Source organism: Thermostichus sp. MS-CIW-40, from assembly GCF_054058315.1.
The window spans coordinates 26,562-39,773 of record NZ_JBSSAC010000009.1; the positions used below are offsets into that span (position 1 = coordinate 26,562).

The 13,212-nt window shown below is 57.4% G+C and carries 15 protein-coding genes, 1 pseudogene and 1 other annotated feature; of the genes and pseudogenes, 5 read left to right on the plus strand and 11 right to left on the minus strand.

Translation table 11 applies throughout. The features are described 5' to 3' along the window. Positions 1-36: 36 nt before the first annotated feature. From rplJ to ACVWXF_RS04620, 9 genes are all read right to left on the minus strand, one after another. The gene (gene rplJ, locus ACVWXF_RS04580; RefSeq protein WP_011432851.1) at positions 37-600 is read right to left on the minus strand and encodes a 50S ribosomal protein L10; all 564 of its coding nucleotides are present in this window, start codon (positions 598-600) and stop codon (positions 37-39) included. A 58-nt stretch (positions 601-658) separates the two neighbouring features. Next, positions 659-818: a sequence feature (ribosomal protein L10 leader region), on the minus strand. Between the two features lie 79 nt (positions 819-897). Then, positions 898-1,608, minus strand: coding sequence for a 50S ribosomal protein L1 (gene rplA, locus ACVWXF_RS04585; protein ID WP_457443001.1), 711 nt, complete (start codon positions 1,606-1,608; stop codon positions 898-900). Positions 1,609-1,714: 106 nt separating this feature from the next. Continuing rightward, a complete protein-coding gene (gene rplK, locus ACVWXF_RS04590) occupies positions 1,715-2,140 on the minus strand; it encodes a 50S ribosomal protein L11 (protein ID WP_011432849.1) in 426 nt (141 codons plus the stop codon). Positions 2,141-2,149: 9 nt separating this feature from the next. Further along, positions 2,150-2,815, minus strand: a complete 666-nt coding sequence (nusG, locus tag ACVWXF_RS04595) for a transcription termination/antitermination protein NusG (RefSeq protein WP_011432848.1) — start codon at positions 2,813-2,815, stop codon at positions 2,150-2,152. A gap of 62 nt (positions 2,816-2,877) precedes the next feature. Beyond that, positions 2,878-3,150 carry a preprotein translocase subunit SecE gene (gene secE, locus ACVWXF_RS04600; protein ID WP_414329112.1) on the minus strand — a complete coding sequence of 91 codons (273 nt, stop codon included), beginning with the start codon at positions 3,148-3,150 and terminating at the stop codon, positions 2,878-2,880. 103 nt (positions 3,151-3,253) lie between these two features. Beyond that, positions 3,254-3,631: a hypothetical protein gene (locus tag ACVWXF_RS04605; RefSeq protein WP_457473762.1), complete on the minus strand. Its 378-nt coding sequence runs from the start codon at positions 3,629-3,631 to the stop codon at positions 3,254-3,256. Between the two features lies 1 nt (position 3,632). Beyond that, positions 3,633-4,388: a tRNA (guanosine(37)-N1)-methyltransferase TrmD gene (gene trmD / locus ACVWXF_RS04610; protein WP_457473763.1), complete on the minus strand. Its 756-nt coding sequence runs from the start codon at positions 4,386-4,388 to the stop codon at positions 3,633-3,635. A gap of 5 nt (positions 4,389-4,393) precedes the next feature. Continuing rightward, positions 4,394-4,792, minus strand: a complete 399-nt coding sequence (locus tag ACVWXF_RS04615; RefSeq protein WP_457473764.1) for a hypothetical protein — start codon at positions 4,790-4,792, stop codon at positions 4,394-4,396. A gap of 150 nt (positions 4,793-4,942) precedes the next feature. Then, complete coding sequence (locus ACVWXF_RS04620; protein WP_457473765.1) at positions 4,943-5,137, minus strand: hypothetical protein; 195 nt, start codon at positions 5,135-5,137, stop codon at positions 4,943-4,945. 142 nt (positions 5,138-5,279) lie between these two features. On the opposite strand from ACVWXF_RS04620, the gene ACVWXF_RS04625 reads away from it, so the two are divergent. The 5 genes and pseudogenes from ACVWXF_RS04625 to ACVWXF_RS04645 all read left to right on the plus strand — a co-directional run. Continuing rightward, on the plus strand, positions 5,280-6,422 hold the full coding sequence (locus ACVWXF_RS04625; RefSeq protein ID WP_457473766.1) for a 5-(carboxyamino)imidazole ribonucleotide synthase: 1,143 nt from the start codon (positions 5,280-5,282) through the stop codon (positions 6,420-6,422). Further along, positions 6,419-6,868 carry a hypothetical protein gene (locus ACVWXF_RS04630; RefSeq protein WP_457473767.1) on the plus strand — a complete coding sequence of 150 codons (450 nt, stop codon included), beginning with the start codon at positions 6,419-6,421 and terminating at the stop codon, positions 6,866-6,868. The genes ACVWXF_RS04625 and ACVWXF_RS04630 overlap by 4 nt, the downstream gene beginning before the upstream one ends. Before the next feature lie 6 nt (positions 6,869-6,874). After that, positions 6,875-7,408, plus strand: a complete 534-nt coding sequence (rimI, locus tag ACVWXF_RS04635; protein ID WP_414387837.1) for a ribosomal protein S18-alanine N-acetyltransferase — start codon at positions 6,875-6,877, stop codon at positions 7,406-7,408. Positions 7,409-7,955: 547 nt separating this feature from the next. Further along, a complete protein-coding gene (locus ACVWXF_RS04640; protein ID WP_457473768.1) occupies positions 7,956-9,542 on the plus strand; it encodes a mechanosensitive ion channel in 1,587 nt (528 codons plus the stop codon). Positions 9,543-9,544: 2 nt separating this feature from the next. Continuing rightward, a pseudogene (locus ACVWXF_RS04645) lies at positions 9,545-10,147 on the plus strand (zinc ribbon domain-containing protein); the annotation flags it as partial. A 93-nt stretch (positions 10,148-10,240) separates the two neighbouring features. Here ACVWXF_RS04645 and cydB read toward each other — a convergent pair. Beyond that, positions 10,241-11,290, minus strand: coding sequence for a cytochrome d ubiquinol oxidase subunit II (gene cydB, locus ACVWXF_RS04650; RefSeq protein ID WP_011432837.1), 1,050 nt, complete (start codon positions 11,288-11,290; stop codon positions 10,241-10,243). Between the two features lie 193 nt (positions 11,291-11,483). Continuing rightward, on the minus strand, positions 11,484-12,917 hold the full coding sequence (locus ACVWXF_RS04655; RefSeq protein ID WP_457473769.1) for a cytochrome ubiquinol oxidase subunit I: 1,434 nt from the start codon (positions 12,915-12,917) through the stop codon (positions 11,484-11,486). Positions 12,918-13,212: the final 295 nt, after the last annotated feature.

Below are 13,212 nucleotides of genomic sequence, written 5' to 3' on the forward strand. Positions count from 1 at the left end.
GGATGACATAGGTTTGGGCTGATGAACCGAAGCCCTTTAGGCAGCCTCCTTGTCGGCAATGGCCCGGATGGCCCGCCCCAGAGAGGCTGGGATCTCGTGGATACCGCGCGCCACTTGCGTGGGCACAGCATTGAGCCCGACCGCCAGGCCGGTGGCCACCGACTTGAGGCTGCCCGCCACTTGGGCCATGAGCACTTCCTTGGGCGGTAGCTCGGCGATGGCCTTGGCCTGCTCCAAGGTCAGGGATAGCCCTTCAATGCCAGCACCGCGGAACTCGGTTTTCTTGGTTTGCTTGGCAAAATCTTGATACGCCTTCAGGGCGGCTGAAATATCGCCCCGAATCAAGATAAAGGCCGTCGGCCCCGCCAAAAAGGGAATGATCCCTGCCCAAGCTTTTTGGTCGGCGATGGCTCGCCGCATCAGGGTATTCTTAACAACCATGCAAACCGAATCCGACTTGCGCAGCTCTGCCCGCAGTTGGTCCATCTCCGCAACGGTCAGCCCCTTGTAGTCGATCACCAGCACCATTTGGCTGGCCTGCAGCAGGGATCGGACTTTATCGACGATCTCCGCTTTCTTCGCTAAAGGTTGCTTGCCCATGCGCTCACCTCCTTTGTTGTCAATGGTCACCCAGGGTTAACGGGTGGTGAATCTGGGTTCTGCCAAACAGAATGCGCCCCAGCCGTAGCCGAGACGCATGGAGATAAGCGCACCCTCAAAAGCGATCCAAGAAGGGATCCCTTTGAACTTCGCTCAAACCTCGGCAGGACATTAAGCCCGCGGGCACCTGCTGTCTTCGGCTTGCTATTCGACTGGGGAAAGATGTTCTGCCGGGATCCTCCTCCAAATTACACTCACTCAAACCCTTTTCAACCCATCGCAGCGCCGAAGCCAGGCTTAGGTCGCCGACTTCAGCTCCCGCAGGGCATTGATATCAACCTCAATCGAGGGCCCCATTGTAGCAGAAACGTGTAGGGTTCGCCAATACTTGCCCTTGGCTCCAGAGGGACGGTTGCGATCGATGGACTCCTGCACTGCCTTTAGGTTCTCCAGCAGAGCTTCGACGGGGAACTTGCACTTGCCGAAGATCAAATGCACAATGCCGGTGCGATCCGCCCGGTACTCCAGCTTGCCGGCTTTAAACTCTTTGATCGCCTGGGCCAGATCCATGGTTACCGTTCCCCCCTTGGGAGAAGGCATGAGGCCGCGCGGCCCCAACAGCCGCCCCAGCTTAGCCACCTGGGGCATCACATCGGGGGTGGCGATCAGAAGGTCAAAATCCATCATGCCCTTGCTGATTTCCTCGATCAGGTCTTCATAGCCAACCCGATCCGCCCCTGCATTTTGGGCCTCCACCACTTTCTCGCCACGGGCAATCACCGCCACCCGGATCTCTTGGCCGGTGCCCCTGGGCAAGACTACAGTGGTGCGCAGTTGTTGGTCGGCGTACTTGGGGTCGATCCCCAGGCGGATGTGAACCTCTGCCGCCTCTTCAAATTTGGCGGTGGCCGTCTCTTTCATCAGGGCCAAAGCGGCTTCGGGAGCATAGGCAATGGGCTTCACCTTCTCCCGCAAAGCCTGCATACGTTTGGAAAGCTTTCGAGCCATCGTTTCTCCTCGGGGTACTGGCGAGAACTTCTCTCCCCCACAGTGGTTTGCTAGAACAACTTTTTCAAGACCGTGAACACCTCAGACCGGGCAAGGGATCCCTCCATCAATCCACCACCGTCACCCCCATGCTGCGAGCAGTTCCGGCAATAATTTTCATGGCCGCCTCCACATCGTGGGCATTCAAATCCGGCAGCTTCTGCTCGGCGATCTGGCGCAGTTGAGCTCGGGTCAGGGATCCCACCTTGGTTTTGTGGGGCTCGCTGGAGCCAGACTCAATGCCCAGAGCCTTCTTGATCAACACCGAAGCCGGCGGCGTCTTGAGGACGAAGGTAAAGCTGCGATCCTCGAAGATAGAGATCTCAACCGGTACCACCATCCCGGCCTGATCCGCCGTCTTGGCGTTGTACTCCTTACAAAAGGCCATGATGTTGACCCCGTGTTGACCCAAGGCTGGGCCAATGGGGGGAGCGGGGGTGGCCTTGCCCGCCTGAATGGCCAACTTGACCACGGCCACCAACTTCTTAGCCATGAAACGCAGTTACACCTCTTTTCGCACTTGACCAAACTCTAATTCTACCGGGGTATCGCGCCCGAAAATCGAGATCAACGCCTTGAGCTTGCCCCGTTCTGGGCTGACCTCCACCACCTCGCCGTAGAAACCCTGGAAGGGGCCGGATAGCACCTCGATGCGATCCCCAGGGGCCATGTCGATTTTGAGGGGCACTTCCTCCACCTCGACGCTGCTGAAGATGCGCTGGACTTCGCTTTGGCTGAGGGGACGCGGTGTAACATGCCCCCGACCGCGACCGTAGGCCCGCTTTTCTTCGGTGCCGACAAAGTTGATCACGTTGGGGGTTGTTTTCACCACCATCCAAGTGTCGTCGTTCATGTCCATGCGCACCAGGACATAGCCGGGAAAAATCTTCTCCTCTTGCTCCTGGCGCTTGCCGGATCGATCCAGCTTGAAGCCCGTCCGCTTCGGGATCACCACCTCGACAATTTGATCCGCCACATCCAAAGCAGCCGCCCGTTGCATCAGGGTGCTCTTCACTTTGTTCTCGCAGCCGGAAGCCACCTGCACGGCGTACCAGCGCAGGTTGCGACGCTCTTGACCTTCCCCCTCGTCCGGTTCCGGGATCGCGTCTGCAGGCTCAAAGTGCTCCACACGGCCCCCACGACGTTTTCGCTGCTGCTCTGGCCTCATCACCTCACATCCTCCCTGTAGCCATCCTTGAACATGACTCTCTTGCCCCTCAGGACAGAACATCACAAGAACAGCTGAGTGGCTACCCAAGCAAACACTTGATCAACCAGGTAGATGAAGGAAGCAAAAGCCAACACAATCAGTAAGACCCCTACCGACTCGCCGATCAATTGCCGGCGGCTCGGCCAAACAATCTTGCTTAATTCTGTGCGGGTCTCTTGAATAAAACCCAGGATCCCTTTGGGTGCGGTGGAACTGTCTTTGGAGTGACCCCGGCTGGCGGGATCCAAACGCTGCTCCGTATCGGTTTTGCTGGAGGGGGTGCTCTTAACCACGGCGGTGTTCTCCTAATGGATCCCGAAAACGGTGTACCGCATTTCAGCAGGCACGGGATCGGCTTTGCGATCCTAACAGATTTACCGGGAATGGGATCCAACCTTAGGGAGTGGGGGTGGGCTCAGGTGCCAAGGAACCGGGAGAAAGCGGGAGGGAGCGGCGGCGGGATTGGTTAAATTGCTCCACAGCAGCATCAACGCTGGCCTTGCCGTCCCAGCGGGAAGCAGCATTCTGGCGGGAGAGGAAGTCGGCAGCCCGGAAGAGATCGTTGACGTTGATGCTGGTGCCATCCAACAGAGGGGGATTGCTGTCGCGGCGAATGGCCTCGTTGACACTTCCGCTTTGGGCCAGGGCCACCCCAGAACCGCTCAGAACCGAGCTCAAGGCCATTCCCACCAGAAGCAGCACTGGGGTCGAGGGGATCCCACGCCAGCAGACGGGCGATCGATTCAGGAGACGGTTGAGAAGCTTGCCGAGCATTTTATTTCTCCGCTTCGTTTACACGAGGGTGCTGCTCCGCCAGCCCCTCTACCAACAACTGCTGCTCTTCGGCGGTCAAGGGGCGCTTGGCCAACAGGTCTGGCCGCCTTTGCCAGGTTCGAACCAGCTGCTGCTGCAGACGCCAACGGGCAATGGCTTGATGGTCGCCTGAGAGGAGTACCGGCGGCACCTTGTACCCCTGAAACTCTGCCGGGCGGGTGTATTGAGGATAGTCTAGCAGCCCCGCCTCGAAGCTTTCCCTCTTTAACGAGTCTACCTTGCCCACAGTGCCCGGCAAGAGCCGCACCACGCCGTTGATCAGGGCCAGCGCCGGAATTTCCCCCCCGGTCAGGACAAAATCCCCCAGCGACACCTCGCGGGTGGCCAGGTATTGGCGGATGCGTTCGTCAAAGCCCTCGTACTGGCCACACAGCAGGATCAGCTGCGCCTTCTGGGCCAGCTCCTGCAGCAGCGCCTGGTTCAGCGGTTGCCCCTGGGGCGTCAGCAGAATGATCTCACAGGGATCCAACCGGGGCAGGGAGGCGACAGCAGCGAAGAAAGGCTCTGGCTTGAGCACCATGCCCACCCCACCCCCGTAGGGCTCATCATCGACACGGCGGTGCTTATCGGTGGCGAAGTCGCGTGGATTGGTGCAGTGGACTTCAGCGATCCCCTGCTGTAGGGCTTTGCCCACCAGCCCAATGCGCAGCGGCGCTTCAAAAAATTCGGGGAAAAGGGTAAGGATATCGAACCGCACAGGACTCAGGACGAGGTGCGCAACCGCTCCAAATCCAGGCGCAAGGACTCGATCTGATGGATCAGCTCCATCAACTCAGCCATCTCTTCTCTGGAGATAGCCGGCTTGTTGGGGGAGGAAGCTGGTGTCGGGGGAGCATTCTCGACAGGCGCTTCAGAGTCAGGACTTGCCAAGGGGGCGTTGGCGGCTGGATCCCTGAGACTCTCAACGTAACGAACTGCCTCCTGCTCGATCAACTCTCCCTTTTGCTCCAGCTCCGCCGCCAGTTGTCCCAAGTCCATCGAAAGGCGGTTGAGGTTTTCGGTGCGCTTTTCCGGGTCTTGCAGGATTTCCACCAGAGCAGTGGCTGTGCCGTAAAAAATGTGGCGAGCCCGCGTGAACCAATCTGAAGAGCGAGAACTCATGGCAGCAGAAAGAGGTGGGTTGTGGATTATTCTAGGCGATCCACCCGACGGGATGAGCCCAAGGATACAAGCAGAATACCCGGCGTTCGAGGACAGACTGGAGTCTAGTTCTCCAAAGTCTTGAGGGCAATCTCAACCTGAAGACAGGGTTTAATCGACGGCGCGGATCTCGCCGCTGTTCAGGCGCTCCACAACCGACTCCAGCAGCTCGTGCTCTTCCGGGGAAATTTCTTGATCGGCCATGACGGCACTGAGAATCTGCTGTTGCTTGGCGCGAGTCAAGACTTTGTCCGCCAAAGCCCGGTTGATTAGAGCTCTCAGCTCAGAGGGTTGAGAGGGTTCCACCGTTTTTCTCCTAGCACTGGAGGGCAAGGGATCCCATAATGGGGTTCTGGATCCCAGAAGCAATGGACAGCGGCCCACCACCCAGTATAACGGTACGGCTGTGGAAACCCAGGTATCCTCAAAAGACCAGAGATCCCAACCTGTGGGGGTGATTGGCGGCGGGCAGTTGGCGCAGATGTTGGCCTTGGCAGCTCGCCAGATGGGGATCCCGCTGGTGGTGCAGGCTGCTGCTCCCACCGATCCGGCGGTGGCAGTGGCCGATGGGGTGGTTTGGGGATCCGTAGCCGACAGCCAGGCCACGGCCCAGTTGTTGGAGCGCTGCCCGGTGGTTACTTTTGAAAACGAGTTTATCCCTCTGCCGGAGCTGAAAAAACTGGATCCGGAGGGATCCCGCTTTCGTCCCAGCCTCAGCACGCTAGAGCCGCTGCTGGACAAGTTGCACCAACGGCAGTTCCTGGCGCGGTTGGGGTTGCCGGTGCCGACTTTTTTTCCGCTGGAGGCGGTGTTGGATTCGGCAGACCTGGCTGGACTGGGCTTTCCGGTGGTGCTCAAGCGACGGCGGCAGGGCTACGATGGGCAGGGCACCCGCATCTTGCACGAGCGAGCGGCTTTGCAGCAGGCCCTTAGCCAATCTGAGGGGATCCCGCTATTGCTGGAGGAATGGATCCCGTTCGAGCGGGAGCTGGCGGTGATGGTAGCGCGGGGGCTGAAGGGAGAGATCCGGGTTTATCCGGTGGTGGAAACTGTGCAGATCGAGCAAATCTGCCGCCATGTCCTGGTGCCTGCCCGCATCCCCCCAACCACCGAGGCCGAGATCCGGCGCTTGGCAGCCGATCTGATGGAAAAATTGGGTGCAGTTGGCGTGTTCGGCATCGAGCTGTTCTGGGTGCCGCCGCCCCACCCCAAGGCCGGGATCTGGATCAACGAAATCTCGCCGCGGGTCCACAATTCCGGCCACTACACCCTAGAAGCCTGCAACACCTCACAATTCGAGCAACACCTGCGGGCCATCCTCGGCCTGCCTTTGGGGGATCCCTCCCTCAAGTGTGGGGGGGCAGTGATGGTGAACCTCTTGGGCTATGAGCATTCCACCGGCGATTACCCAGAAAAGCGGCAGCGCCTGGCCCAGCTCCCCAATGCCACGGTGCATTGGTACCACAAAACCCCTGCCCGCCCAGGGCGGAAACTGGGCCATGTAACCGTCTGTCTGCCGACCGCTTCTTCCCTACAGCAAGCAGAGACCATTGTTCGCACCCTCGAATCCCTCTGGTACCCCCAGCCATGAGCCAAGTGTCGGATCCCTCATTTTCTCCAGCCACACAAGCCCTGATCCAGGCCATGCAACGGCGGGATGTGCCCGCGGTAGCTCAGCAGGTGAACGGCTTGTCCCCTCAAGAGCGCCCTGCTGTGTTGACCCCTGCCCTTCGATACCTCGCCGGGGTGGATCCCGCCAGCGCCCAGTGGTTTGTTCGCCACCTCATGGCCCCTGCGGTCAAAGCGCAACTGCGAGAAGGGATCCTCAAAGCCGCCCAAGACTACCTACAGGAAGCCAGCTTCACCGAAGGGATCGACTACGAACTCAAGCCTGTTCGCGAAAGCGGTGCGGAGCACCATCCCCAATCGGGGGGCAACATCTTGAGCATCAGCCGCAGAGCCTTGCCCTACGCGGCTCCCGATGACGATCCCTTGGGGCAGTTGTTGTTGGCGGAATTCTGCGAATTGCGAGACTAGGCCACCATGAGCGGTACGAGTTATCGGCTGCAGCTGTTGGACATCACTGCCCTGCCCCAACTGCTGGAGCTGGATCGGCGGTGCTATGGGGGATACTGGGGAGAACAGGGATATCGAGCGGAGCTGGAACGACCCACAAGCACGGTGATTGGTGTAGTGGCGGAACCCGTTGCCGTTGGCGCCCCGTGTGGCTTGGGCCAAACGGAGTTCCCCCTTCCCTCTCCAGGCCCCACCTCGCCGACGCAGGTGACAAAAGAGCTGGTGGGCTTCGGCATTCTCTGGCGTATTGAAGAAGAAGCACATATCATCTCCTTGGCGGTGGATCCCGAGCACCGGCAACAGGGCTTGGGCCGGCGGATTCTGGAAGAACTGCTGAACCAAGCGAGAGCAGCAGGCTGCCGCTGGGCTACTCTGGAGGTAAAGGCTTCCAATCAAGCGGCAATCCGCCTGTACGAATCGGCAGGGTTTCAACGGCTGGGACGTCGCAAGGGGTATTACAACGGAGAAGATGCGCTGGTGTATTGGAAGAAACCGATTTAGAAGGCTATCAATTGTAAATTGAAGAACTGCAAACGTATTTCGGGATACACCTTAGGCCAGACAGTGAGCAAGCCAATAGGCTAAGCATATCAAGGCTACAGGGGATCCAACCCATTGACCGAGTGTCGATTGCCCGTTCGATTCTTTATATAGGTCATCAAAATGCTCTCATTCTGTGGATGCAAACTGCCCGCTACAGTTCCTCCCAGCAACACTGACTCTAGCCAATGCAGCCGCATCCATCGCACAACAGAGATCCTGACTTAATCTACAAAGCTCCTGCTCGGTGGGGAAAAGCTATAATCTGCGGTATCAACAACTTGAATTCGATCCTTGCCGTTCGATGGCCCATCGGAGCTTTGACTGATGGCTGGAGCCCTTGGGTTAATAGAATGTGAAGTTTTATTTCGAGATCCGACATTTCTGCCTCAATATATATTTTTCATATCATATTCCCCCTTTGGCCAACTTGCCTGAAAAAACACTTCAGGTTAACCTACACTTGTTATCTGTCCATCCTGAGCATTTTCAAGCTGTGAGGATCATTATGGACACCTCTGGAAACACCATTGGAGATGAGGCCATCTCTTTTGTCGTCAGTCTTCGGTCTAGGCTTATCGATTTTATGCCCAATCTCCTTGCGGCGATTGCCATCTTAATTCTGGGTTGGATAGTGGCCATGGCAGTAGCCTTCGGCGTTAGAGGACTGCTCAAAAGGACGCAACTGGACAATCGCTTGGCTGCTTGGGTTTTGGGCCAAAAGCCCGGCGAGAAGCTGCCCCAAACGGATCGCTGGGTGGCCGCTGCCGTCTACTGGGTGATTCTTGCTTTTGTGTTGGTGGCGGTACTGAATGCCCTGCAGCTTCAAGCTGTCTCCGATCCGCTCAACAGGTTTTTGGGGGAAATCTTCGTTTATCTGCCACGGGTGGGTGGGGCGCTGGTGCTGCTGGCTGTGGGCTGGGTGGTGGCCACTGTTGCTCGGCTGGCGGTCATCCAGGGGCTGCGGCGTTTCAACCTCGATGAGCAGTTGGCCCGGCCTCTGCAACAGGAAAGCACTGCCGGTGAGGCAGGTGCAGAAGGAACCCCAACCGGCCAAGAGGGAGGTACAGAGGTCACCCCTTTCCTGCTGAATGAAACTTTGGGCAATGCCCTTTACTGGCTGATTCTGCTGTTCTTTTTGCCGATCATCCTGGATACCCTGAACCTGCAGGGGCCGCTGCAGCCGGTGCAAAACCTGCTGGATCAGTTGCTGTCGATGGTGCCGCGGATTTTGGGAGCGCTGATCATCGGTGTGGTGGGCTGGTTTTTGGCCCGCATCGTGCGTGGGTTGGTGGCAGCGGGAGCTAACCGCTTGGGGGCACGCTTTGGCATTCCCCAGCTGGCCCAAACGGTGGGCACAGTGGCCTACGTCTTGGTGTTGATCCCGGCAGTGATTGCCGCCCTCAAGGCCCTGGAAATCCGGGCCATCTCCGATCCAGCGGTGGCGATGCTGGAGCAGGTGTTGCGGGCCATTCCCCGAATTGCAGGATCTGCTCTCATCCTGGCCGTCTTCTACTGGCTGGGGCAGTTTTTGGCTGGCTTGGTGACCCAGTTGCTGCAGGCAATCGGTTTCGACCGCTTGGCTGCCGGCCTTGGTTTGCCCTCGGCCCCTGCTCCTGAAGCTCCCGCCGCCGAAGGGGATCCCTCAACCTTGGTGAAGCGGCGCACTCCCTCTGAGATTGCTGGCTTGGTGGTCTGGGTGGGCGTGGTCTTGCTCGGGGCAGTGCCAGCCGTGGAGCTGCTGCAGTTTGCTGCTTTGACCGACATCGTGGAGGGGCTGTTGGTCATTTCCGGGCGGGTGCTCATCGGCGCTTTGGTGTTTGGGATCGGTCTTTACCTGGCGAATTTGGCCCATTCCATGGTTAAGAGTCTCGGCAACCCCTCCTCAGGAGTGCTGGCGCAGGCGGCGCGGGTAGCCATTTTGGTTCTGGTTGGCGCCATGGCCTTGCAGCAGATGGGCGTAGCCACCGATATTGTGGTGCTGGCCTTTGGCCTGGTGCTGGGCGCCATTGCCGTGGCTGTGGCTTTGGCTTTTGGGTTGGGAGGTCGCGATGTAGCTGCCGAGCAGATCCGGCAATGGCTCAAGAGAGAGTGAGAGCAGGTTTTGTAGATATCGCCAAGGGGGACTTTGGTAGAATCACTCGGCTGTGCTACCACCTAGACGATCTGCAATCTAGGCTGAGTAAAGCACCGAGACCCAAGCGTAGGCGAATGCGGCAAGCGGCGTTTCGTCTGCGGGAGAGAATCAGGAACTTGGTGGACGAGTGCCATCGCAAGGTAGCGGCGTTCCTAACGGATAACTACCGATTGATATTCCTCCCCACTTTCGAGTCAGCCAAGATGGTTGCCAAGGCAGGGAGGAAGTTTGGTAGCAAGACGGCAAGGGCGATGCTCACCTGGGCGCACTATCGGTTCCAGCAGTTCCTGAAATTTCAAGCCAAGAAGAAAAACGTGGTCGTCGTGGAAGTATCGGAAGCGTACACCAGCAAAACCTGTACCAAGTGCGGGCACATCCACACTAAGTTGGGTGGCGCAAAGGTGTTTCGATGCCCAAAGTGCAACCATAGGCTACCACGAGATTGGCAAGGCGCTCTGGGTGTTATGCTCAGAGCTTTGCGGGATACCGCCTTTCTGTTCGGAAACGGACAGAATGCTATCGCTTCACCGTTGAGCAGTAATGCTCAGCAGTGTTCAGCGTAAATGTATCAGCCTTTCTCTGTAGACGTTCGATTGCACCTAAAAAATTGCCCCGCCCATCACCGGGCGGGGTTATTGCTGCATCCTCAGGCCAGCTTAAACTGCCTCTGGAACTTTGGCCTCTTCCGCCGCCACTTCCTGCACCACGATCTTGCCCCGGAACACCACGTAGTTGTAGATGTTGTAGGACAAGATAACCGGGATCAGAAAGCCAATAAAGGTGAGCATAAACACCAGGGAGCTGGGGGAGGCTGCCGCTTCGTAGATGGTGACGCTGGGGGGGATGATGTTGGGGAAGACCATGAACCCCAAGCCGATAAAAGAAAGCGCAAAGATCAAAAAAGTGTAAACCAAAACGCTATTTTCTTCCCGCCGGCGCAGGCTGCGCAGCAACAACGCCACCAACAAAAGTCCCAGAACTGGGATAGCAGCAAAGATGTAGAAAAGAGGGGGCGAGAAAAGCTGAGCACGCGCCTGCTCGGACATGATAGGAGTGCTGATGGTGATAAACACTGCCCCCAGTAAAGTTGTCCAGGTGGCGATGGTTGCCGTCTTGTAGTAGGTTTCCTGAAGCTCGCCGGTGGTCTTAACGATTAGGTAGGCTGAGCCGATTAACACATAGCCCTGGATCAAAGTAAGAGCCACCAACAGCGTGCGCCAGGTCAGCCAATCCCAGGGGCTGCCGGCAAAGTGGCCGGCTTCGTCCACGCGGATCCCTTCGAAGACGCTGCCCAAGGCAAATCCCTGGCCCAAGGCTGCCAAAAAGCTGCCCACTCCAAAGGCCAGGTTCCACACCAACTTGTTGTCGGCGTTTTCCCGAAACTCGAAGGAAACGGCCCGCAAGATCAGGCCCACCACCATGATCACCAAGGGTATGTAGAGAGCATTGAGAATGGTGGCGTAGGCGAGAGGAAAAGATCCAAATAGGGATCCCCCCATCAACACCAGCCACGTCTCGTTGGCATCCCAAACATTGCCCAAGCTGGTCATGAGAATGCTGCGCCGCGTCTCGCTGGAGGCCGTCAGGGAGAGGATACCAACTCCCAGATCAAACCCGTCCAGCAGAACGTAGAGAAATAGGAATAGGCCCAGGATAAAAAACCAAACCTGGGGCAGAAACCGCTGTAAAGGCTCAAAAGATTCCATCGCTGTTCCCTCTGCTTTGAGTATTTCTGACCAGTGCGAGACAGTTCCCGATGGCGATCCCCAGTCCCTCTCCCTCTAGGGAAGGGAAGTTGGGAGTTGACGTAGCGAAGGGTTTCACTGCTGTGGGGAATGGGCCTGCTACGTTGCCCTGTTGCTACTTGGAGTCACCAGTTAGATGGCTACCAAACTGCTGCTACCGAGCTTCTGCAGGACGGCGATCCGGTTCGTGGCGGGCAGGCTCGACCACGATCACCGGCTGCGTTGCCGGGACAGGGGCGGGCAACTCCAGGTTTGGCCCTTCGCGGATGATGCGGCTGCCAAAGTAAAGGGCGGCCACGAAAAACACGGTGTACAAGATGGTCAAGCCGATCAAGGAGAACAACACTTCTCCTGCCGGCAGCGGTGAAACCGATTCCACCGTGCGCAGTTGTCCATACACAATCCAGGGCTGCCGACCCACACAGCGGACGATCCAACCAGTTTCAACGGCGATGTATCCCAGGGGTGCTGCGAAGATCCAAGCTCTCATCAGCCATTTCTGCTGAGAAAGGGCCTCCACTGAGAGCTTGCCCCTCAGCCATTGGACAAGGGTAACTCCGACAAGCCCGGCCAGAAAAAGACCAATGGCCACCATCGTTCTGAAGGAGTAGTAGATCAGGCCGACCATGTGGGGACGATTTTGGGGATCCCAGCTTTTGAGCCCTTGAATGGGTCGATCCAGCCTGGGTTTGAACTCCAGCAGATAGCCCAGCGCGCCAGGGATCTTCACCTCCCACTCGTTGCGCTCTTCGCGGTCGTTGGGCACAGCCAACAGGCTCCAGTCTGCCCGCTCGCCGGCAGGGATCGTCTCCCACTGGGCCTCCATGGCCGCCAGCTTGGCCGGCTGATAGCGATAGACTTGCTCCGCGCTCAGATGGCCGACGAACACCTGCAAAGGGGCGACCACCAGGGTCATTGCCAAGACCACTTTGAGGGAGCGGGAGAAGAACTCGCTGTGCCGCCGCTTGAGAATGTACCAGGCACTGATGCCACCGATAACAAACAAAGAGGTTTCCAAGGTGGCAAAAAACATGTGCAGAAAGCTGTTGACCATGAAGGGGTTGACAATAGCTTGCAGGTAGTCCCGCACCACGAATTTCCCATCCACGAACACGCCACCTGCCGGTGTCTGCAGCCAAGAGTTGGCCGTCAGGATCCAAAAGGTGGATAGGTTGGCACCAAAAGCTACCAGGATCGTCGAGATCCAGTGAATCACCGGCGGCACGCGATCCCAGCCGAACAGCATGATCCCCAGAAAGCTGGCCTCCAGCATAAAGGCCATCGTGCCCTCAAAGCCCAGGATGGTTCCAAAAAAATCTCCCACCGCTTCGGAAAAGGGTGCCCAGTTCATGCCAAACTGAAAAGCCATCGGCAAGCCTGAGGCCACGCCAATGCCAAAGTTCAACACATAGAGTTTTGACCAGAAACGAGCGTGACGATAGTAATCTAGGTTGCGGGTTTTTAGCCAAAGCCCCTCAATCACAACAAGATAAATGGCCATTCCTGTTGTTAAGACCGGCCACAACATGTGAAAAATAGCCGTGAGGGCAAATTGTAGCCGAGAAAGCGCGACGGTGTCTAGAAACATAATTTGTACCAAGTTTAGGTGGATTGATTCATGCAGCTTTTTCCGACAACATCTGCTGCAATTGATACAGCTACATCTCTTGCATGAAAAACATCTTGCTGACTGGCAGACATCAGATGAGGTCGGGAAAGCCGCGCTTTGTGGTTCCTTCTAACATCGAATCTTGGCTAAGACAATCGACAAGCCGTCCGACTCTAAAGGTTAATTTTAGGATTCTGTGAGATATAGACCTTTTTTTGTAATTTGGACTACAAAGCAAAAAGCCCTCTGTGAACCTAGCGGCCAAAAACTGGCA